The organism is Stappia sp. TSB10GB4 (genome assembly GCF_900185745.1).
In the GTDB taxonomy this organism is placed as follows: domain Bacteria; phylum Pseudomonadota; class Alphaproteobacteria; order Rhizobiales; family Stappiaceae; genus Stappia.
Genome location: NZ_FYAV01000041.1, coordinates 57,614 through 76,903, shown reverse-complemented (window position 1 = coordinate 76,903; position 19,290 = coordinate 57,614). Strand labels below are relative to the sequence as shown.

The window sequence follows — 19,290 nt, the reverse complement described above, 5'->3', positions numbered from 1 at the left end:
GGCACATGCTCCAGCTCAATTTCAACCAGCTCTGGCGCTATCAGGACGAGTTCCTGCACGGCATGTCGCTGACCCTGCTGCTCACCCTCGTGGCGACGCTGGCGGGTCTGGCGATCGGTCTTGCCGGCGCCGCTGCCGCCGGCAGCCGCTTCGCCGCGCTGCGGCTGTTCGTGCGCAGCTATGTCGAGGTGATCCGCAACACGCCGGCGCTGATCCAGCTCTTCCTGATCTTCTTCGTGCTGCCCTATGCCGGCTTGCGGCTGCCACCGGTCTATGCCGCCGCCGCCGCGCTCTCCATCTACATGGGCGCTTATGCGTCGGAGATCATTCGCGGCGGTCTCGCCTCGATCCCGCGCAGCCAGATCGAGGCCGGGCAATGCCTCGGGCTGACCCGCTGGCAGGTGTTTCGCCATGTGATCCTGCCGCCGGCCCTGCGCAACATCTATCCCTCGATCACCAGCCAGATCGTGCTGCTGCTGCTCGGAACCTCGCTGGCCTCGCAGGTCTCGGCGCCGGAACTGTTCCATGCCGCCGCCTTTGTCGAGAGCCGCACCTTCCGCAGCTTCGAGGTCTATGCGGTCGTCTGCGCGATCTACTTCACCCTGGTCCTGGCATTCCGGCTGGCTTTCGCGGGCATCGGCCGGATCGCCTTCCGCTGGCCGACCGGTCGATAGGAGGCGGGACGATGCGCGGTTTCACGATTTCCGACGTCCTCACCATGCTGGCCGCCGTGCAGTGGACGGCGACGCTGGTGGTCCTGGCGCTGGCCTTCGGCGCGCCGCTGGCCCTGCTGCTCGCCCGCATGTGCACCGGGCGCAGCCGCCTCGCGCGGCTCCTCGCCACCGGCATCCTGCAACTCGTGCAGGGCGTGCCAGTGCTCGGCCTGCTGATGTTCTTCTATTTCGGCATGCCGGTGTTCCTCGGCATCAAGGTTCCGGCGCTGGTCTCGGTCGGCGCGGCCTTCACCATCTTCACCGCCGCCTTTCTCGGCGAGATCTGGCGCGGCGGCATTCAGGCGGTGCATGTCGCACAAGGCGAGGCGGCGGCCTGTCTCGGCCTGACCCGCTGGCAGACCTTCCGCCATGTGATCGCGCCGCAGGCGTTCCGCATCGCGCTGCCGGCGACGGTCGGCTTCCTGGTCCAGCTCATCAAGAACACGTCGCTCGCCTCGGTGGTCGGCTTCGTCGAGCTGGCCCGTGCCGGGCAGCTCGCCAGCGCGGCGACGTTCCAGCCGCTTCTTTCCTATGCCTGCGTGGCGGCGATCTATTTCGCCCTGTGCTTCCCGCTCACGCTCTGGTCCCGTTCCCTGGAGGACAAGCTCAATGGCGCTCGTTGAGATCCGCAACGTCCACAAGTCCTTCGGCGAGGTCGAGGTGCTGCGCGGCATCGATCTTGCCGTCGAGAAGGGCGAGATCGTCACCATCATCGGCCGCAGCGGCTCCGGCAAGTCGACGCTGCTGCGCTGCATCAACGGCCTGGAGCAGATCAACGGTGGCGAGATCCTCGTCGCCGGCGAGCGCGTCCATTCCCGCTCCACCGACCTGCGCAAGCTGCGCGAGCATGTCGGCATCGTCTTCCAGCAGTTCAACCTGTTTCCGCATATGACGGTGGCGCGCAACATCACCCTAGCACCGGTGCTGACCGGCAGGGTCGCCAAGGGCGATGCGGCGCGCGAGCTGGCGCTCAAGGTCCTCGCCCAGGTCGGGCTGGAGGAGAAGATCGATGCCTATCCCGGCCAGCTTTCCGGCGGCCAGCAGCAGCGCGTGGCGATCGCCCGGTGCCTGGCCATGTCGCCCAATCTGATGCTGTTCGACGAGGTCACCTCGGCGCTCGACCCGGAATTGGTCGGCGAAGTGCTGAAGGTCATGGAGGACCTCGCCACCCAGGGCATGACGATGATCCTCGTCACCCACGAGATGAACTTCGCGCGCAACGTCGCCTCGAAGCTCGTCTTCATGCATGCGGGCATGGTCCATGAAGAAGGCCGGCCCGCCGATCTTTTCGCCAATCCCGCAACGCCGGAGTTGGCGAATTTCATAAGCTCGGTCCGCTGACGGCCGGCTTCTTCCAAAGGAAAGGGGAACCCCCATGAACTTCTTCAGGACGGCTCTCGCGGCAGCAGCCATCGCTGCCGTCTCGCTCACCTCCGGCTCGGCCTTCGCCGACAAGCTGCAAGACATTCTCAATGCCGGCAAGGTGCGCATCGGCGTGCTTGCGGATTCCGCCCCCTGGGGCTTCCGCGACGGCGAGGGCAAGCTCACCGGCTTCGACGTGGAACTCGCCGCCCTCGTTGCCGCCGATCTCGGCGTCAATCTGGAGATCGTCGAGGTGACCGGCGCGGCCCGCCTGCCGAGCCTGCTCTCCGACCAGATCGACGTGCTCGTCGCGGCCGCTGGCGCCACCCCTGAGCGCGCGCAGCAGGTCATGTTCACCTCGCCCTATGTCGCGGTCCAGCTTGGCGTCTACGGCAAGGCCGGCACGCCCGCCTATTCCAGCCCGGAAGAGCTTGCCGGCAAGTCGATTGCCGTTGCCCGCGGCACCACGCTCGACGTCTGGCTGACTGACAACGCGACGGGCGCCAATCTCGTGCGTTTCGAGGATGCGGCCAGCGCGCTCGCCGCCTTCTTCGCCGGCCAGACCGAATACTTCGCCGAGAACAGCGCCATCGCGCTCAACGCCTCCGGCTCTGCCGACGTGGAGCTGAAGTTCCTGATCCGCCAGTCGCCGGCCCATGCCGCCGTCCGCCACGGCGAGCACAACCTGCTGCAGTGGCTGAACACGGACCTGTTCTTCAACCGCATGAACGGCAAGCTCGAGGCGCTGCAGGTCAAGTGGTTCAAGGAAGCGACGCCGCTTCCCAACATGTGAGTTCCTCCCGGACGGGCGGGATCGCGTTCCCTGTGGCGTGGTCTCGTCCGTCCGGGCGTTCAAGTATTTCGACAGTCACGGAGTAAAGTCGATGATCACGCGTTTCCAGGTCGGCCCGCGCATGTCCCAGGCCGTCGTCTCGGGCGGCCATGTCCACATCGCCGGCCAGGTGGCCGACAACCGCAAGGGCAGCCTTCAGGAGCAGACCCGCGAGGTCCTGGCCAAGATCGATGCGCTTTTGGCTGAGGCCGGCAGCGACCGCTCGCGCCTCGTCGCGGTGACCGTCCTGCTGCCGCATATCATCGACTTCGACGCGATGAACGCCGTCTACGACGCCTGGATCGATCCGGCCAACCCGCCGGCGCGGGCCTGCTACGAGGCGCGCCTCGCCGATCCGGACCTGCGCGTCGAGATGACCGCGATCGCCGCCCTCTGATCCTTCCCTCCCAGGCCGGGCGACCATGCACACTGGCGTTTTCCACGATCTCGACCTGACGGCACAGGGCCGGCGGCTTGCCCGCCTGTCCGTGCCGTTCTCAATCGACCGCTCGCCCTACTTCCAGGCGAAGATCCCTGTCGTTCGCCTGCGCAACGGCGAGGGACCGCGCATCCTGCTGATGGCCGGCAACCACGGCGACGAATACGAAGGCGAGATCCTGCTGGCGCGGCTGGCGCGCGAGCTGGCGCCCGAGCGCATGCGCGGCGAGGTCACCATCATTCCTTTCGCCAATGCGCCCGCCGTGATGGCGGCGCGGCGGCGCTCGCCGCTCGACGAGGGCAATCTCAACCGCGCCTTCCCCGGCGATCCGCTCGGCACACCGACGGCCCGCATCGCGCATTTTCTCGAGCACGAGCTGTTCCCCGTCCATGACGTGGTCTTCGATCTGCATTCGGGCGGCACTTCGATGGAGCACCTGCACTGCGCGCTGATCGAGCGCCAGGGCCCGCCGGAGCGCTTCGCCGCCGCCCTGCGGCTCATGCGGGCGACCGGGCTCCCCTACGGCTTCGTCGCGGAGAACGGTGCGGCGGCACCGACTTCCATGGCGGCGGCCGCGCGGGCCGGGGCCATCGGCCTCAGCGGCGAGTTCGGCGGCGGCGGCACGGTGACGGCCGAGTCCATGCAGGCGACGGCCTGCGCCATCGACAACGTCTTGATCGAGCTGGGCGTCATCGATGCTCCCCTGCTGTCCCGTAAGCCCTTGTCGCGCAAGGAAATGACCGTGCTGGCCCTTGAAAGCCACGCACAGGCGATCTATGCGGTTCGGCGGGGCTGGTTCGAGCCGGCGGTGGCGCTGGGCGACAGGGTCGAGGCCGGCGATCTCGCCGGCTGGTATCACGATTTCGAACGGCTCGACCTGCCGGAGGAGGAGCTGCGCTTCGCTCGGGCGGGCATCGTGCTGTCGCGGCGGTTGCATTGCGACAGCCAGGCCGGCGATTGTCTCATGCAGGCGGCGCGTCCCCTGCGGGAGGACGAAATGGCCTGACGGCGCAGGAGAACGGGGCAGCATGGCGAAAGCGACCGATCTGACGGCACACACCCATGATGCCGTGCTGCGCCTTGCACCCGACAGGCCGGAGGGGGCTGCCGCCCGCCCGGCCCGCCCGCCGCGCATCGAGGATGTCGCCCGCCAGGCCGGCGTCTCGCCGATCACCGTGTCCCGCGCCCTGCGCACGCCCGATATGGTCTCGCCGAAGACCCGCGACCGCATCCTGCAGGTGGTGGAGGCGACCGGCTACTGGTCCAATCCGCATGCCTCGGCCCTGCGCTCGGGCCGCTCCAGCATCGTCGCGGCCTTCGTGTCCAACCTGCTCAGCCAGCAATACAGCCAGGCAGTGCGCGCCTGCGCCCGGGTGGTGGAGCAGCACGGCTACCAGTTGATGGTCGGCCAGACCTCCTACTCCTATTCGCGCGAGCTCAGCGCCATCCAGTCGCTGCGCTCGCTGCGGCCTGCCGCGGTCTTCTTCACCGGTGTTATCGAGCTGGAGGAAAACCGCGGCCTGCTGCGCGAACTCGACATCCCGATCGTCGAGAGCTGGGCCTACCCGCCCGATCCGCTCGACATGCTGGTCGGTTTCTCCAACACCGATGCCGGCCGGCTGGCGGCAAGCCACCTGGTCGAACGCGGCTATCGGCGGCTTGCCTTCATGGGCCGCAGCGGCGGCCGCGGCGCCCTGCGCCTTTCCGGCTTTGCCGAGCGGGCGGCGGAGCTGGGGGCGGAGATCGTCGAGACGATCCGGGTGGAACAGGTCGACAGTGTCATTGACGGGCGCCAGGCCTACCGCAGCCTGGTGGAGGGCGGGCGTGGCTTCGATGCGATCTTCTGCGCCAACGACCTGCTCGGCCTCGGCACGCTGTTGGAGGCGCGCCAGCAGGGACGGCGCATCCCCGACGATCTCGCTCTGCTGACCTTCGGCGACAACGACCTGGCCGGTGAGCTGTCGCCGCGCCTGTCGACCATCTCCTTCGACAGCCATGCCATGGGCACCCATGCGGGCGAGATGATCGTCGACCGGCTGGACCCGCGCAGCGAGGGGAGGCTGCCGTCCAGCCTGTGCCTCGATCTGGAGCTGATCCCCGGCGAGACGACCTGAGGTTCAGCCGATCAGAGTGCCGTCGCGCAGGCGTACGAAATAGTCGTCCTTGCCGATCTGGCCGCCCTTGAGGATCAGCTCGACACCCGGCTCCCCGTCGGCGCCATGGGCGTTGCAGACCGGCGAACCGGGGCTGTCGGGAATCGGATGGCGCAGGGTCAGGGCGTGAATGTCGAGCGCGCCGAGCGCGTGGCTCGACGTGTCGCCGCCGGCCACCGCCACGCGGGCAAGCCCGTGACGCACGAGCAGCGCGGCGAGCAGCCGGCCGAGCGCCTCGCCCACCGCATCGTCGCCTCCCTGGTCGTGACCGGCCGCCACCACGCTGGTCTGGCCGAGGGCGGTATAGACGAGCGGACTGCCGCCGGAGGAGAGCACGCCCTCAGCGCGGGCCAGCACCGCCTCGAACGCCGCCTCGCGACCCTCACCGGAGGCGAGCGCCGCATAGTCGATCTCGATGCCGGTAAAACCGGCATCGAGCGCGGTACGGATCTGCCGTTCGGTCGTCGGCGAGCAACTGCCCGAGACGATCGCCATCCGCTCCTGCCGCGTCAGCGGCTCGAACCGCGCAGGCCGTACCCCCGCCTCGCTCTGCCGCCATGCCTCGAGCAAGGCATACTCGATGCCCGACGAGCCGAAGACCAGCGGGCCGTTCTGCCGGCCGGCGTCCTCGAGATAGGCGCCGGCGGCCACCTGGGAGGCCTTGTCGAAGACATCAAGGAGGACGATGCGGGCCTCGTCCGGCGGCGCCTGTCCCAGCGCCGGATCGGTCGGGCCGACCAGGGCGGAGGGAAGCGCCGTCTGGGCGGCGAGATGCAGCAGCAGATCGGCTTCGCCCATCGGCGTCGCCGGATGGTTCGCCATCACCGGGTGCCGGTCGATGCGGTGCAGCGTGTCGCGCCAGGCGGCGAAGAGATGGCCGGAGAACGTGTAGCGCCGCAATTGCGGCGCGCCGACGACGAGCGCCAGCCGGTGCTGGCCGAAGGCGGCAAGGCCGATCTCCATCGCCCGGCCGATGGAGCCGCGATGAGGGGCGCTGTCGAAGGTCGAGCACACCTTGTAATGGCAAAAGCGTGTGCCGAGCGACTTCAGCCAGGCAAACACCTGCGGCAGTTCCGCGTCCATCCAGTCGGGCGATCGGCTGCGGCTGGTGCCGGCAAGGCCCATGGCGCGGCAGCCGGCGAAGCGCGCGAGCAGGGCATCGTCCGGCTTGCGGGTGAACAGCACCGTCTCGATGCCGTTGGAGGTCAGCGCTTCCATCACGTCGGTCGAGCCGGTGAAGTCGTCGCCGTAATAGGAGAGCAGCAGGTCGCCGGCCATCAGCGCTTGTCCTTGAACAGGGAAAGGGCGGCGGCAAGCTCGGGATGGGTCAGGGCGTGGGTGTCGATGTCGATGCCGGCCATCGCCGCATCCGCCGCCTGGCGCAGGCTCGCCACACCGCCGGCAATGCCATGCGGATGGCCCATGATGCCGCCGCCGGCGCAGTAGAGGAAGTCGGGCGAGCCGACCGCCGCATGGGTGTCGGCGACCTGGGCCGCCGTCTGCCCGGAGGAGAAGACCGGCAGCGCCTCGAACCCCGGCAGCCCGTTCCCGAACAGCGGCGCGCCGACGGCTCTCGCCGAGGCGATCACGGAGGCATCGCTCTCGGAGAACTTGTTGGCCAGCCCGTTGACATGCAGGTGGTCGGCGCCGGCGATGCGCCAGAACTTCTGCCAGGCTTCATATGAGATGCCGATGTCGGGCGAGCGGGAGAACAGGCCCCAGCCGTTGCGGTGGCAGTGCAGCGGCAGGCTGGCATGGCGACGAATGGCGCCAAGGCCGGCAAGCCCGATCGAATGCAGGCTGACCATGATGCAGGTGCCGCCGCGCGCCACAACATGATCGGCGCGCCGCTTCATCTCGTCGATCTCGCCGGTGATGTTGAAGGCGACCATCGCCTTGCGGCCGTTGCGCTGCGCATGGTCCTCGACCACCTGCATCACCGCATCGACGCGCGCTTCGAACGGACAATGCGGGCCGTCGGCCTGCAGCTCGTCGTCCTTGATGAAGTCGATGCCGCCGGCAACCAGTTGCTCGACCATCGCCGCCGTCTCGTCGGGCGCAAGGCCGACGCTCGGCTTGATGATCGTGCCGATCATCGGCCGATCCTCAACACCGGCAAGACGCCGCGTGCCCTGAACGCCGAAGGCCGGGCCCGGATAGGCGCCGGCAAAGCTCGGCGGGAAGGTGATGTCGAGAAGGCGTAGCGCCGAGACCTCCGCCAGCTCGAACAGGTTGCCGGCGACCGTCGCCAGAACGTTGGTCAGCGAGGGGCCGAAATTCTCCAGCGGCCAGGACAGCACCATCTCGCCGCGCCGGTAGCGGTCCGAGCGGATCCGGCAGGGCAGGGCCGGGGTCGACGAGCTTCCCGTCTCAATGATGCTCTCTATTCGCGCGCCGGAGCGCTCGCGCAGCTCGTCGGTCTCGCCCGGCAGACGCAGGAAGGTGCCGCAGGACTGCTCGCCGGCAATCACCGCCGCGGCATCCTCCAGCGGCAGCGGGCTCTCCAGTTCGTAGCGTGCGTAAAGCCGTTCCATCTGCCGCGTCCTCTCTCGCATCCCTGCCACATGCCGGCATTCGGTGGCAGGTTCGATATCATCTCATCATACCAGTTGACAACATGATGTTTGACGGGTTTGATCCCGGCCAAACAGGAGGTCGACTGATGAAGATTGCTTTGCTTGGCGCCGGCGGAAAGATGGGCGTGCGTCTTGCCACCAACCTCAAGGGCTCGCGCTATGAGGTCGCGCATGTGGAAATCGGCGAGGCGGGGCGCGCCCGCCTGCGCGAGGTCCTCGGCGTCGAATGCGTCGACATGGACGCGGCCCTTGCCGGGGCCGGCGCCGTCATCCTCGCCGTGCCGGACACGGCGATCCAGGCGGTCGCGGCAACCGTCGTGCCGAAGCTCAATCCCGGCACGCTGGTGATGGCGCTCGATGCGGCCGCGCCCTTTGCCGGCCACTTCCCGGAGCGCGCGGACGTCACCTATTTCGTCTCGCATCCCTGCCATCCGCCGATCTTCAACGACGAGACCGAGATGGCCGCCAAGCGCGACTATTTCGGCGGCGTCGCCGCCAAGCAGGCCATCGTCAGCGCCCTGATGCAGGGACCGGAGGAGCACTACGCGGTCGGCGAGGAGATCGCCCGCACCATCTACGGCCCGATCCTGCGCTCGCACCGGGTCACGGTGGAGCAGATGGCGCTGCTCGAGCCGGGCCTGTCGGAGACGGTCTGCGCCACGCTGCTCGTGGTCATGAAGGAAGCGATGGACGAGGTCGTTGCGCGCGGCGTCGATCCGGTCGCGGCCCGCGACTTCCTGCTGGGCCATCTCAACATCCTCGGTGCCGTCGTCATGGGCGAGGTGCAGGGCGCGTTCTCCGATGCCTGCAACAAGGCCATCGCCAACGGCAAGCCGCGGCTGATGCGCGACGACTGGCGCGGCGTCTTCGAGCCGCAGGAGATCGCGGCGAGCATCCGCGCCATCACCTGACGGCGTTCGGGACGACGTTTGCGGCTGCCATATAGGCAGCCGCACTCCAGCATTGCTATAGGAGGTGGATGGCCTGGGCGAGGGAGCTGGAATGCGCAAGCGCGGCACGAAAACGGACGAGGGCGACAAGATCGTCAGGCGGAAGCTGTCGGACCAGGTGCTGGAACGGCTGTTGGAGATGATCACCCGCCGCGAGGTGCTGCCCGGCGAGCTGATGCCGTCCGAACGCGATCTGATGGAGCGCTTCGGCGTCGGCCGGCCGGCGGTGCGCGAGGCGCTGCAATCGCTCGACACGATGGGCCTGATCAGCATCTCCCACGGCGAGCGGGCCCGGGTCAGCGCGCTCACCGCCGACACGGTGATCCGGCAGATCGACGGGGTGGCCCGCCTGATGCTGTCGGCCTCGCCGGACAATCTGGAGCACCTGAAGCAGGCGCGCCGCTTTTTCGAAATGGGCATGGTGCGTCTTGCCGCGGCCAATGCCACGGCGAACGATATCGCCGAGTTGCGCCGGCTCGTCGACCGCCAGCGCGAGGCACTGGGCGATGCCGAGGCCTTCATCGCCGCCGATATCGCCTTCCACCGCAAGATCGCCTCGCTGTCGGGCAACCCGATCTTCGCCGCCGTCGGCGATGCCATGCTCAGTTGGCTGTTCAACTATCATTCGGAGCTGCTGCTGTGGTCCGGCGGCGAGACCAAGACCCTGGCCGAGCACGCGGTGATTGTCGACCGGCTCGCCACCGGCGACCAGGAGGGCGCCGCCGCCGCCATGGGCATCCATCTCGACCGCAGCGATCTTCTCTATCAGCACCGCGAGGATGCCTGAGACGTTTTGTATAGTTGTAAACTCAATTGACTCATCTGGCGCTTTGCCGCATGGTCGCCGCCGGAATTAAAGACGTCTCGGGAGGTGCTCCATGGGCAGGAATTACGATATCGCGGTGATTGCGGGCGACGGCATCGGCAAGGAGGTCGTGCCCGAGGGCCAGCGGCTGGTGGAGGCGGCCGCGCGGCGCTTCGGGTTCACGGTCGACTGGAAAGACTACGACTGGAACTGCGACTACTATGCCCGCCATGGGCGGATGATGCCGGAAGACGGCGTCGACCAGGTGCGCGGCGCCGATGCGATCTTCCTCGGAGCGGTCGGCTGGCCCACCGTGCCGGACCACATCTCCACCTGGGACCTGATCCTGCGCCTGCGCCGCGAGCTCAACCTCTATGTCGCGCTGCGGCCGGCCCGCCTGCTCAAGGGCATCACCTCGCCGCTCGCCGGCCGCGATGCCAAGGATATCGACTTCGTCATCGTCCGCGAGAATTCGGAAGGCGAGTATTCCTCCGCCGGCGGTATTCTCTATCAGGGCACGCCGGAAGAGCTGGTGATTCAGGAATCGGTGTTCTCCCGCCGCGCCACCGACCGGATCCTGCGCTATGCGTTCGAACTGGCGCGCACCCGCCGCAACAAGGTCTCGCTGGCCACCAAGTCGAACGGCATCAAGATCGCCATGCCCTATTGGGACGAGCGCTTCGCGGCGATTTCGGCCGACTATCCCGATGTTGCGGCGAACAAGTTCCACATCGACATCCTGACCGCGCACTTCGTCAACCATCCGGACTGGTTCGACGTGGTCGTCGGCTCCAACCTGTTTGGCGACATCCTCTCCGATCTCGGTCCCGCGGTCGCGGGCAGCATCGGCATCGCACCGTCCGGCAATATCGACCCGACCCGCGCCAATCCCTCGATGTTCGAGCCGGTGCACGGGTCTGCCCCCGACATTGCCGGCCAGGGCATTGCCAATCCCATCGGCCAGATCTGGGCCGGCGCCATGATGCTGGAGCATCTCGGCGAGCTGGAGGCCGCCCGCGCCATCGAGACCGCGATCGAGACGGTGCTGTCGCAGGGTGGTCCGCGCACCCGCGATCTCGGCGGCAGCGCCGGCACGATCGAGGCCGGCAAGGCCATCGCCGAGGCGCTCGCCTGATCCTTTGGCAGAACCAGCCGGTGCGTGTTGTCGGCTGGTCCTTTCCCCGGTTTCAGCCACTTTCAGGAGCAAGTACGATGCTCGACAGGACATCCATCACGGCCTTCGGCCACATCATCGACGGCAAGGTCGTCGACCGCGCGGACAAGGGCGGCATCGACGTCGTCGACCCGGCCGACGGCCGGGTGTTCGCCCGCCTGCCGCGCGGCGGCGCGGCCGAGGTTGACCGGGCCGTGGAAGCGGCGCGCGCTGCTTTCGAGGGCGAATGGGGCGCCAAGAGCGCTCTGGAGCGCGGCCGCATCCTGATGCGCTTTTCCGCGCTGATCCTCGATCATGCCGAGGAGCTCGCCGAGCTGGAATGCCTCGATACCGGCAAGCCGCTGACCCAGGCGCGCAACGACATCGCCGCGACCGCCCGCTATTTCGAATATTACGGCTCGGCCGCCGACAAGCACCATGGTGAGACGATCCCCTATTCCAAGGGCATGACCGTTCTGGCGCTGCGGGTGCCCCATGGCGTCACCGGCCACATCATCCCGTGGAACTATCCCTCGCAGATCTTCGGCCGCTCGGTCGGCGGCGCCCTGGCGGCCGGCAATGCCTGCGTCGTCAAGCCGGCCGAGGATGCCTGCCTGACGCCGCTGCGCCTTGCCGAACTGGCGCTGGAGGCGGGCCTTCCGGCCGGGGCGCTCAACATCGTCTGCGGCCTCGGCATGGAGGCGGGTGCAGCGCTCGCCGGTCATCCGGGGATCAACCACATCTCCTTCACCGGCTCGCCCCAGACGGGCACCGCCGTTGCGAAGGCGGCGGCGGAAAACCACGTGCCGGTAACGCTGGAGCTCGGCGGAAAGTCGCCGCAGATCCTCTTTGCCGATGCGGATCTCGACGCGGCGCTGCCGGTCGTCGTCAACGCCATCGTGCAGAATGCCGGCCAGACTTGCGCGGCCGGCAGCCGCGTGCTCATCGAGCGCTCGATCTATCCGGAGGTGATGGCGCGGCTCGCCGAGCGCTTTGCCGCGCTGAAGGTCGGTCCCGGCATCGACGATCCAGACTGCGGTCCCATCGTCAGCGCCCGCCAGTTGCGCCGGGTCACCGAACTGGTCGAGGCGGCGCTCGCCGACGGCGCACAGGTCGTTGCCAAGGGGCAGGTGAAACCCGACGCGCCCGAAAGCGGTTACTACTTCCCGCCGATGCTGCTGGACGGTGCGGCGCCCGACAGCCGCCTCGCCTGCGACGAGATCTTCGGTCCCGTGCTGGCGGCCTTTCCCTTCGATGACGAGGCCGAGGCGATCCGCCTCGCCAACGGCACGCCCTACGGGCTCACCGCCTCGGTCTGGACCCAGGATGGCGGCCGGCAGATGCGCTGCGCCCATGCCATCGAGGCGGGCCAGGTCTTCGTCAACAATTACGGCGCCGGCGGCGGCATCGAACTGCCCTTCGGCGGCATGAAGCGCTCCGGCTACGGCCGCGAGAAGGCCTTCGAGGGCATGATCAGCTTCACCACGATCAAGACCGTGGTGTTGAAGCACGGCTGAGCCGCGGATATCGCAACAAGATCGGACGGGCGGGGCCTTCGGGTGCCGCCCGTTTCGTTTGGCCGAGAGCGATGAGGGGTCAGAATCCGGGGCGGCTGTTCATCATTCGCGTGCGGGCGTGTTCGATATGATTGCGCATCGCGCGCTTGGCCTTGGTCGCCGCGCCCGCCTCGATATGGCGGAAGATGTCCTCGTGCTCTGCCTGCACCGCCTCGGCGCGCACCAGCGGCTGGAACTTCACCAGAAAGCGCATCAGGGTCACTGAGCGGGTGACGTCATATTCCAGCGATTTCAGCGTCTTGACGATGCGCGGATTGCAGGTGGCGATGGCCACCGCCTCGTGGAACGCATAGTCGTGATAGTGCATGATCGCGTTGGTGTGCATTGCCTCGGAGAAGCGATCGAGCGCCTCGCGCAGCCGCTCGATATCCGCCGGCCCGCGCCGCTTGGCGGCGAGATAGGCCGCTTGCGGCTCGACGATCAGGCGCAGTTCGATGCCGTTCAGCATGTCGCCGATACGCTCCAGCGCGTCGCGGTCGTCGTCGCCGGTGGCGCGCTCGGGGCTGGCGCCGAGGGCGTTCTGCACATAGTTGCCCGAGCCGCGCACCGAGGAGATCAGCCCGTCCTCGCGCAGCTTGTCCAGCGCCTCGCGCAGGACGGGGCGCGACACGTCGAACTCTCCGGCAAGCACGTTCTCCGGCGGCAGCTTGGTGCCTGCCGCGATCATGCCGGTGACGATGGCATGGAACAGGTTCTCATAGACCCGGTCGGCCAGCCGATCGGCCTTGCTCTGCTGGAGGTCGGCGAAGGTGAACTCCCCCGACCGCGATGTCGGTGCGGCCTTGTCCATGTCTCGACTTATTGGTCAATCCTGCCGTCCGGTCAATATCGCCGGGCGCCGACGCTTTATTGCGGCAATTGCCAGGCCCCAGCTTGCGGGTGATCATCATACCAGTTAGAGTTAAGTTGTAAAACGTGTTGACTGGATGATCGATCGCCGCCAAACTTCGCGACCGGTGCAGGAGACACCAGGGAGGATATCGCTATGTTTCGTTTCCGCAGCTTGACTGTCGTGTCCACGCTCGCCCTTTCGATGGCGATGGGGGGTGCCGCCACGGCGCAGACCGTTCTGAACTTCGCGCATTCCACGGCGCAGAATTCCCACTACAGCATGGGCGTCCAGGCGTTCGGCAAGAAGCTGTCCGAGCTCAGCGGCGGCAAGTATGAGATCCGCGAGCAGGCCGCCGGCGCACTCGGCGGCGAGCGTGACGTGATCGAGGGCTTGCAGATCGGCTCGGTCGAACTGACCATTTCCTCGACCGGCCCGCTCGGCAATTTCGTGCCGGAAGCGCTGGTGCTCGACCTGCCCTTCCTCTTCAAGGACTATGCCTCGGCACGCGGCGTGCTCGACGGCGAGATCGGTCAGGAACTGCTCGACAAGGTCAGCGAGAACAACCTTGTCGCCCTTGCCTGGTCGGAGAACGGCTTCCGCCACGTGACCAACTCCAGCCGCCCGATCAACACGCCCGCCGACCTGCAGGGCCTGAAGATTCGCACCATGGAGAACCCGGTGCATATGGAAGCCTTCCGGGCGGCCGGCGCCTCGCCGACGCCGATGGCCTTCCCGGAGGTCTTCGCCGCCCTGCAGCAGAACGTCATCGACGGCCAGGAGAACCCGATCCCGGTGATCACCGCCTCGAAGTTCTGGGAGGTGCAGAGCAACCTGACCCTGACCGGCCACGTCTATTCGCCGGCCATCATCCTCGCCTCGCCGAGCCTGTGGGACGGATTGTCCGACGAGGAAAAGGGCTGGTTCGAGGAGGCCGCCAAGGTGGCCGTCGAGGCGACCCGCGCCAAGGTTGAGGCCGACGAGGCCAACGGCGTCGCCCTGCTGCGCCAGAACGGCATGAACGTGGTGGAGACGGTCGATCAGGCTGCCTTCCAGCAGGCCGTCGCCCCGGCCTATGACAGCTTCAAGGCGAAGTATGGCGACGAGATGCTGAAGCGCATCCAGGCCGCCCAGCAGTAAGGCCCTCCCAAGGCCCCGCCCGCCGGGCACCGCGAGGCGACTGGTCACGGTCGTCTCGCGACCGGCGTCCCTGGGGCGGCCGCGAGCGGTCGCCCCTGATGGCGTTCCCCGGTCGGCCGCAGGTGGCGCCGCCGTCGCGGCCGCCAGCGGTTCTCCGGCAGGAGTTCGATCATGCAATGGTTCTTCGCTGCCGAGCGCCGGGTGACCCGCGTCGCTCTTGAGCTGTCCATCGTCGCCCTGGCGGTGATCGTCGCTCTCACCTTCTACCAGGTCGTGACGCGCTTCGTGTTCGGGCATCCTTCCGCGTGGTCGGAAGTCGCCGCCCGCTCCGCGATGATGTGGATGGTCTTCCTCGGTCTCGCCGCCGCGTTCCGCCAGGGCGCGATGATCGCCGTCGATTTTCTGATGGATGTCGGGCCGAAGCCGCTTCGCCAGGTGCTCACCATCGTGATTGCCGCCGCGTCGCTGATCTTCCTCGCCCTGCTGATCTGGTACGGCACGGCCATGGCGTTCAGGGTGCAGCGGCAGAACCTCGCCGGCCTTGATGTCAGCATCGCCTGGGTTTATGCGGCGCTGCCGGTCGGCGCGGCGCTCGCCGTCCCTGGTGTCATCGCGCGCACCATCGTCAGCTTCACCGGTCAGGATGATGCCCGCTCCGGCGAGCTCAAGGACGTGGAGGGCCAGGTATGAACGCGGCCCTTGCCTTCTCGCTGCTGATCCTCTTTGCCGTCGCCGTTCCGATCGGCGTGTCGCTGGTCCTTGCCAGCGCCTTCGGTATCCAGTTCTTCTCGACTGTGCCGCTGCTGCTCGCCGTGCAGCGGATCTTCGCCAGCCTCGACTCGTTCCCGCTGCTCGCCGTGCCGCTGTTCATCCTGTCCGGCAATCTGATGGCGGCGGCCGGCATCTCCGAGCGACTGGTGGAACTGGCGAAATCGATGGTCGGCGGCATCCAGGGCGGGCTGGCCTGCACCTGCGTCGTCACCTGCATGATCTTCGCCTCGGTTTCCGGCTCCTCGGTCGCCACGACCTTCGCGATCGGCGTGATTCTGATTCCAGCCATGGTCCGGCACGGCTATCCGGTCGGCACTGCCGCCGCGATCCAGGCCTCTTCGGCCGAGCTCGGCGTGCTGATCCCGCCGTCGATCCCGCTCATCCTCTACGGCGTTGCCACGGAGACCTCGATCGGCCAGCTCTTCCTGGCCGGCATCGGCCCCGGCATCCTGGTGGCCAGCGCGCTCTTCGTCTACCTGATCATCCTGTGCCGGGTGAAGGGCTACGGAAAGATGGACGGCGACGGGCGTAAGCCGTTTTTTGGCGCTTTGGTCCATGCGCTCTGGGCCCTGCTGATGCCGGTGATCGTGCTCGGCGGCATCTATGGCGGCATCTTCACGCCGACCGAGGCCTCCTCCATCGCCGTGGTCTATGCGCTGTTCGTCGGCCTCTTCGTCTACCGCTCGCTGAGCCTTGCCAAGATCCACGCGGCGCTGCGCACCTCGGTGATCTCCAGCGCGGTGATCATGGTGATCATCGCCGGCGCCGGCCTCTTTTCCTTCCTCGTCACCCGCTCTGGCCTTCCGGCGATCATCGCTGAGTGGGTGCAGCAGGTGTTCACCGACCGCGTCAGCTTCCTGATCGCCGTCAATGTCTTCCTGTTCATCGTCGGCATGTTCGTCGAGACGTCCGCGGCCATCCTGGTGCTGGCGCCGCTGCTCGCGCCGATTGCCATCGCCTATGGCGTCGATCCGGTGCATTTCGGCCTGATCATCGTGGTCAATCTGGCGCTCGGCATGTTTACGCCGCCGGTCGGCGTCAATCTCTTCGCCGCCTGCGCGGTGGCGAAGATCTCCATCCAGAAGATCATTCCGGCCCTGGTGCCGATGGTGCTGGTGGTGATGGGCTGCGTGCTGCTGGTGACCTACGTGCCGTTCATTTCGCTCGGCCTTGTCGAGCTGTTCTACAGGTAGCGATGGCGCTGCCTCTTTTCGGGAGACTGCAATGAAACTGAAGGACAAGGTGGCCATCGTCACCGGCGCCGGCGGCGGCTATGGCGAGGGCATTGCCCATTACTTCGCCGAGCAGGGCGCCAAGGTCGTCGTCGCCGACATCCGCGGCGACGCGGCGCAGAAGGTCGCAAGCGACATCGGCGCCGCCGCCGTTGCCTGCACCGCCGACGTCACCAGCGGCGAGTCCACCAAGGCGATGGTGCAGGCGGCGCTCGACGCTTTCGGCAAGCTCGACATCCTCGTCAACAATGCCGGCACCACCCACAAGAACCAGTCGATGCTGCTGGTCGACGAGGCCACCTTCGACAAGGTCTATGCGGTCAACGTCAAGTCGCTCTACCACGCGGCGATCCACGCGGTGCCGGTGCTGGAGAAGAACGGCGGCGGCGTCATCATCAACATCGCCTCGACCGCCGGCGTGCGTCCGCGTCCCGGCCTGACCTGGTACAACGGCACCAAGGGTGCGGCGATCGCCATCACGCGCTCCATGGCCGTGGAACTCGCCGACCGCAAGATCCGCGTCTGCGGCATCAACCCGGTGATGGGCGAGACCGGTCTGACCGACCAGTTCCTGCCGGGCGAGGACACGCCGGAGACGCGGGCGAAGATCATCGCCGGCATTCCGCTCGGCCGCCTGTCTCGCCCGCTCGACATTGCCAAGGCCTGTGGCTTCCTCGCCTCCGACGAGGCGGAATTCATCACCGGCGTGCTGCTCGAAGTCGACGGCGGTCGCTGCATCTGATGCACCCATGAAAGACATCCGGCGCGGCCCGCATCGGGTGCGGCGCCGGATGTCGCGTCCGGCCCTGCCGCCCGCAAGGAGAGAGTGACAATGACGACCTGCCTCATCATCGGTGGTGGCGGCATGCTCGGCCAGGGGCTGGCCGGGGCGCTGGCCGCGCGAGGAGCCCTCGCCGGTGGCGCCCTCTCGCAGATGACGCTTTTCGATGTCGTCCCGACCCGCGCGCCGGAGTGCGGCATCCCGGTTGCGATCGAGACCGGCGACCTCAGCGCGCCCGGCGAGGCGGAGCGTCTCGTCGCCTCCCGTCCCGACGTCATCTACCATCTCGCCGCGATCGTTTCCGGCGAGGCGGAGCGCGATTTCGACAAGGGCTACCGGATCAATCTCGACGGCACCCGCAACCTGTTCGAGGCGATTCGCGCCGAGCATGGGCGTTCGGGCTATTGCCCTCGCGTCGTGTTCACCTCGTCGCTGGCGGTGTTCGGCATTCCGCTGCCCGATGTCATCGGCGACGACTACGTCGTTACCCCGCTGTCGAGCTACGGCACGCAGAAAGCCATCGGCGAATTGCTGCTTGCCGACTACAGCCGCCGCGGCTTCTTCGACGGCATCGGCCTGCGCCTGCCGACCATCGTCGTCCGGCCGGGCAAGCCCAATGCGGCGGCCTCCGGCTTCTTCTCCTCCATCCTGCGCGAGCCGCTCGCCGGCAAGGAAGCCGTGCTGCCGGTCGGCACCGACGTGCGCCACTGGCTGGCCAGCCCGCGCGCGGCCGTTGGCTATCTCGTCCATGCCGGCGATCTCGACAGTGCCGCCATGGGCGGGCGTCGCAACATCACGCTGCCCGGCGTTTCGGTGACCGTCGGCGAGCAGATCGAGGCGCTGCGCAAGGTGGCGGGCGATGCGGCGGTCGCGCTGATCCGTCACCAGCCCGATCCCGCCATCGAGGCGATCATCTCCACCTGGCCGAAGGCCTTCGACACGCGCCGCGCGCGCGATCTCGGCTTTGCGGGCGATGCCTCTATCGAAGCGATCATCATCGCCTATCTTGAGGATGACGCGGGAGCGGCGTCATGAGCAAAACCGGTCCCATCGTCGTCATCGGCCTCGGCGCCATGGGGCTCGGCATGGCGCGCTCGCTGCTGCGCGCTGGCCTTGCCGTCACCGGCATCGACCGGGAGCCGGCTGCCATGGCCGCCTTCGAGGCGGATGGCGGGCGCATCGCTTCCGATCGCGCGGCTCGCGACGCAGCGCTACGCAACGCCTCGGCGGTCGTGCTCGTCGTCGTCAATGCGGCCCAGACCGAGGCCGTGCTCTTCGGCGAGGACGGCATCGCGCCGCATCTTCGCCCCGGCACCGTCGTCGTCTCCTGCGCAACCTTCGCCCCTGAACACGCCGTGCGTTTCGAGGCGAAGCTGGCCGAAACCGGCCTGCTCTATCTCGACGCGCCGATCTCCGGCGGTGCGGTCCGCGCCGCCGAGGGGCGCCTGTCGATCATGGCCTCCGGCACCGCGGCGGCCTTGGCGGCGGCCCGGCCCGCGCTCGATGCGATGGCCGAGACGGTGTTCGAGCTCGGCGACCGCGCCGGCCCCGGTTCGGCGATGAAGGTGGTCAACCAGTTGCTTGCCGGCGTCCACATCGCTGCCACCGCCGAGGCGCTCACCTTCGGCGTCGGCCAGGGCATCGAGGTGGCACGCATGGTGGAGGTGATCTCCCGCTGCGCCGGCTCGTCCTGGATGTTCGAGAACCGCGGGCCGTTCATCGCGGGCGGCGACTATCGCCCGCATTCGGCCGTCGATATCTTCGTCAAGGATCTCGGCATCGTCGCCGAGGCGGCCTCCGCCGGCGGGCTCTCCGTGCCGCTGACGGAAACGGCGCTCGCCCGCTTCCGGGCCGCGCACGATGCCGGTCTCGGCCGCGAGGGCGACGTGGCGGTCGCCAAGATCTATGCCCGTGAGGGCAACATCGCCCTGCCGGGCGTTCCGGCATCGGGTGGAGCCTCCAGGGACAAGGATTGAC

20 protein-coding genes are annotated in these 19,290 nt (G+C 67.7%); 17 read left to right on the top strand and 3 right to left on the bottom strand.

Annotated elements, in window-relative coordinates:
* The first annotated feature begins 5 nt into the window (after window positions 1–5).
* From TSB10GB4_RS08600 to TSB10GB4_RS08570, 7 genes are all read left to right on the top strand, one after another.
* Window positions 6–674 carry an amino acid ABC transporter permease gene (locus TSB10GB4_RS08600; RefSeq protein ID WP_186388609.1) on the top strand — a complete coding sequence of 223 codons (669 nt, stop codon included), beginning with the start codon at window positions 6–8 and terminating at the stop codon, window positions 672–674.
* An 11-nt stretch (window positions 675–685) separates the two neighbouring features.
* Window positions 686–1,336 (top strand): amino acid ABC transporter permease, encoded by a 651-nt coding sequence (locus TSB10GB4_RS08595; RefSeq protein WP_186388610.1) that lies wholly within the window; start codon window positions 686–688, stop codon window positions 1,334–1,336.
* Entirely contained in the window at window positions 1,323–2,054 is a 732-nt protein-coding gene (locus TSB10GB4_RS08590) for an amino acid ABC transporter ATP-binding protein (RefSeq protein WP_186395401.1), read from the top strand. Before TSB10GB4_RS08595 ends, TSB10GB4_RS08590 begins: the two co-directional genes overlap by 14 nt.
* Before the next feature lie 34 nt (window positions 2,055–2,088).
* The gene (locus TSB10GB4_RS08585) at window positions 2,089–2,868 is read left to right on the top strand and encodes a transporter substrate-binding domain-containing protein (protein ID WP_186388612.1); all 780 of its coding nucleotides are present in this window, start codon (window positions 2,089–2,091) and stop codon (window positions 2,866–2,868) included.
* A 91-nt stretch (window positions 2,869–2,959) separates the two neighbouring features.
* Complete coding sequence (locus tag TSB10GB4_RS08580) at window positions 2,960–3,304, top strand: RidA family protein (RefSeq protein ID WP_186388613.1); 345 nt, start codon at window positions 2,960–2,962, stop codon at window positions 3,302–3,304.
* Window positions 3,305–3,329: 25 nt separating this feature from the next.
* Entirely contained in the window at window positions 3,330–4,352 is a 1,023-nt protein-coding gene (locus TSB10GB4_RS08575; protein ID WP_186395400.1) for a succinylglutamate desuccinylase/aspartoacylase family protein, read from the top strand.
* A gap of 22 nt (window positions 4,353–4,374) precedes the next feature.
* Window positions 4,375–5,460 carry a LacI family DNA-binding transcriptional regulator gene (locus TSB10GB4_RS08570; RefSeq protein WP_186388615.1) on the top strand — a complete coding sequence of 362 codons (1,086 nt, stop codon included), beginning with the start codon at window positions 4,375–4,377 and terminating at the stop codon, window positions 5,458–5,460.
* Between the two features lie 3 nt (window positions 5,461–5,463).
* Here the strand turns inward: TSB10GB4_RS08570 and TSB10GB4_RS08565 are convergent, their stop codons facing one another.
* Both TSB10GB4_RS08565 and TSB10GB4_RS08560 read right to left on the bottom strand, forming a co-directional pair.
* Window positions 5,464–6,777, bottom strand: a complete 1,314-nt coding sequence (locus TSB10GB4_RS08565; RefSeq protein WP_186395399.1) for a four-carbon acid sugar kinase family protein — start codon at window positions 6,775–6,777, stop codon at window positions 5,464–5,466.
* Complete coding sequence (locus tag TSB10GB4_RS08560; protein WP_186395398.1) at window positions 6,777–8,033, bottom strand: ribulose-bisphosphate carboxylase large subunit family protein; 1,257 nt, start codon at window positions 8,031–8,033, stop codon at window positions 6,777–6,779. Before TSB10GB4_RS08560 ends, TSB10GB4_RS08565 begins: the two co-directional genes overlap by 1 nt.
* A 125-nt stretch (window positions 8,034–8,158) precedes the next feature.
* Between TSB10GB4_RS08560 and TSB10GB4_RS08555 the strand changes: the two genes are divergently transcribed.
* The 4 genes from TSB10GB4_RS08555 (at window position 8,159) to TSB10GB4_RS08540 (ending at window position 12,500) form a co-directional block, all read left to right on the top strand.
* Window positions 8,159–8,986: a phosphogluconate dehydrogenase C-terminal domain-containing protein gene (locus tag TSB10GB4_RS08555; protein WP_305849839.1), complete on the top strand. Its 828-nt coding sequence runs from the start codon at window positions 8,159–8,161 to the stop codon at window positions 8,984–8,986.
* Between the two features lie 91 nt (window positions 8,987–9,077).
* Window positions 9,078–9,812, top strand: a complete 735-nt coding sequence (locus TSB10GB4_RS08550; RefSeq protein ID WP_186395396.1) for a transcriptional regulator NanR — start codon at window positions 9,078–9,080, stop codon at window positions 9,810–9,812.
* Window positions 9,813–9,903: 91 nt separating this feature from the next.
* Entirely contained in the window at window positions 9,904–10,965 is a 1,062-nt protein-coding gene (locus tag TSB10GB4_RS08545; RefSeq protein ID WP_186395395.1) for a tartrate dehydrogenase, read from the top strand.
* Window positions 10,966–11,042: 77 nt separating this feature from the next.
* Window positions 11,043–12,500: an aldehyde dehydrogenase family protein gene (locus tag TSB10GB4_RS08540; protein ID WP_186395394.1), complete on the top strand. Its 1,458-nt coding sequence runs from the start codon at window positions 11,043–11,045 to the stop codon at window positions 12,498–12,500.
* A 79-nt stretch (window positions 12,501–12,579) separates the two neighbouring features.
* Here the strand turns inward: TSB10GB4_RS08540 and TSB10GB4_RS08535 are convergent, their stop codons facing one another.
* Window positions 12,580–13,350 carry a FadR/GntR family transcriptional regulator gene (locus TSB10GB4_RS08535; protein WP_186388622.1) on the bottom strand — a complete coding sequence of 257 codons (771 nt, stop codon included), beginning with the start codon at window positions 13,348–13,350 and terminating at the stop codon, window positions 12,580–12,582.
* Window positions 13,351–13,545: 195 nt separating this feature from the next.
* Here TSB10GB4_RS08535 and TSB10GB4_RS08530 point away from each other — a divergent pair, with 195 nt between their 5' ends.
* From TSB10GB4_RS08530 to ltnD, 6 genes are all read left to right on the top strand, one after another.
* Window positions 13,546–14,529 (top strand): TRAP transporter substrate-binding protein, encoded by a 984-nt coding sequence (locus tag TSB10GB4_RS08530; RefSeq protein ID WP_186388623.1) that lies wholly within the window; start codon window positions 13,546–13,548, stop codon window positions 14,527–14,529.
* A gap of 171 nt (window positions 14,530–14,700) precedes the next feature.
* The gene (locus TSB10GB4_RS08525; RefSeq protein ID WP_186395393.1) at window positions 14,701–15,219 is read left to right on the top strand and encodes a TRAP transporter small permease; all 519 of its coding nucleotides are present in this window, start codon (window positions 14,701–14,703) and stop codon (window positions 15,217–15,219) included.
* Window positions 15,216–16,493: a TRAP transporter large permease gene (locus tag TSB10GB4_RS08520; protein WP_186395392.1), complete on the top strand. Its 1,278-nt coding sequence runs from the start codon at window positions 15,216–15,218 to the stop codon at window positions 16,491–16,493. The genes TSB10GB4_RS08525 and TSB10GB4_RS08520 overlap by 4 nt, the downstream gene beginning before the upstream one ends.
* 31 nt (window positions 16,494–16,524) lie before the next feature.
* Window positions 16,525–17,274, top strand: coding sequence for a glucose 1-dehydrogenase (locus TSB10GB4_RS08515; RefSeq protein ID WP_186395391.1), 750 nt, complete (start codon window positions 16,525–16,527; stop codon window positions 17,272–17,274).
* Between the two features lie 90 nt (window positions 17,275–17,364).
* Window positions 17,365–18,348 carry a D-erythronate dehydrogenase gene (gene denD, locus TSB10GB4_RS08510; RefSeq protein ID WP_186395390.1) on the top strand — a complete coding sequence of 328 codons (984 nt, stop codon included), beginning with the start codon at window positions 17,365–17,367 and terminating at the stop codon, window positions 18,346–18,348.
* Window positions 18,345–19,289, top strand: a complete 945-nt coding sequence (gene ltnD / locus TSB10GB4_RS08505) for an L-threonate dehydrogenase (protein WP_186395389.1) — start codon at window positions 18,345–18,347, stop codon at window positions 19,287–19,289. Before denD ends, ltnD begins: the two co-directional genes overlap by 4 nt.
* Window position 19,290 lies beyond the last annotated feature (1 nt).

Coding starts and splice junctions, on each gene's coding strand:
- TSB10GB4_RS08560 (WP_186395398.1), bottom strand. CDS start 8,033: ATGGAACGGCTTTACGCACGCTACGAACTGGAGAGCCCGCTGCCGCTG.
- TSB10GB4_RS08570 (WP_186388615.1), top strand. CDS start 4,375: ATGGCGAAAGCGACCGATCTGACGGCACACACCCATGATGCCGTGCTG.
- TSB10GB4_RS08590 (WP_186395401.1), top strand. CDS start 1,323: ATGGCGCTCGTTGAGATCCGCAACGTCCACAAGTCCTTCGGCGAGGTC.
- TSB10GB4_RS08550 (WP_186395396.1), top strand. CDS start 9,078: ATGCGCAAGCGCGGCACGAAAACGGACGAGGGCGACAAGATCGTCAGG.
- TSB10GB4_RS08535 (WP_186388622.1), bottom strand. CDS start 13,350: ATGGACAAGGCCGCACCGACATCGCGGTCGGGGGAGTTCACCTTCGCC.
- TSB10GB4_RS08600 (WP_186388609.1), top strand. CDS start 6: ATGCTCCAGCTCAATTTCAACCAGCTCTGGCGCTATCAGGACGAGTTC.
- TSB10GB4_RS08525 (WP_186395393.1), top strand. CDS start 14,701: ATGCAATGGTTCTTCGCTGCCGAGCGCCGGGTGACCCGCGTCGCTCTT.
- TSB10GB4_RS08540 (WP_186395394.1), top strand. CDS start 11,043: ATGCTCGACAGGACATCCATCACGGCCTTCGGCCACATCATCGACGGC.
- TSB10GB4_RS08580 (WP_186388613.1), top strand. CDS start 2,960: ATGATCACGCGTTTCCAGGTCGGCCCGCGCATGTCCCAGGCCGTCGTC.
- TSB10GB4_RS08595 (WP_186388610.1), top strand. CDS start 686: ATGCGCGGTTTCACGATTTCCGACGTCCTCACCATGCTGGCCGCCGTG.
- TSB10GB4_RS08545 (WP_186395395.1), top strand. CDS start 9,904: ATGGGCAGGAATTACGATATCGCGGTGATTGCGGGCGACGGCATCGGC.
- TSB10GB4_RS08585 (WP_186388612.1), top strand. CDS start 2,089: ATGAACTTCTTCAGGACGGCTCTCGCGGCAGCAGCCATCGCTGCCGTC.
- TSB10GB4_RS08575 (WP_186395400.1), top strand. CDS start 3,330: ATGCACACTGGCGTTTTCCACGATCTCGACCTGACGGCACAGGGCCGG.
- denD (WP_186395390.1), top strand. CDS start 17,365: ATGACGACCTGCCTCATCATCGGTGGTGGCGGCATGCTCGGCCAGGGG.
- ltnD (WP_186395389.1), top strand. CDS start 18,345: ATGAGCAAAACCGGTCCCATCGTCGTCATCGGCCTCGGCGCCATGGGG.
- TSB10GB4_RS08565 (WP_186395399.1), bottom strand. CDS start 6,777: ATGGCCGGCGACCTGCTGCTCTCCTATTACGGCGACGACTTCACCGGC.
- TSB10GB4_RS08530 (WP_186388623.1), top strand. CDS start 13,546: ATGTTTCGTTTCCGCAGCTTGACTGTCGTGTCCACGCTCGCCCTTTCG.
- TSB10GB4_RS08515 (WP_186395391.1), top strand. CDS start 16,525: ATGAAACTGAAGGACAAGGTGGCCATCGTCACCGGCGCCGGCGGCGGC.
- TSB10GB4_RS08520 (WP_186395392.1), top strand. CDS start 15,216: ATGAACGCGGCCCTTGCCTTCTCGCTGCTGATCCTCTTTGCCGTCGCC.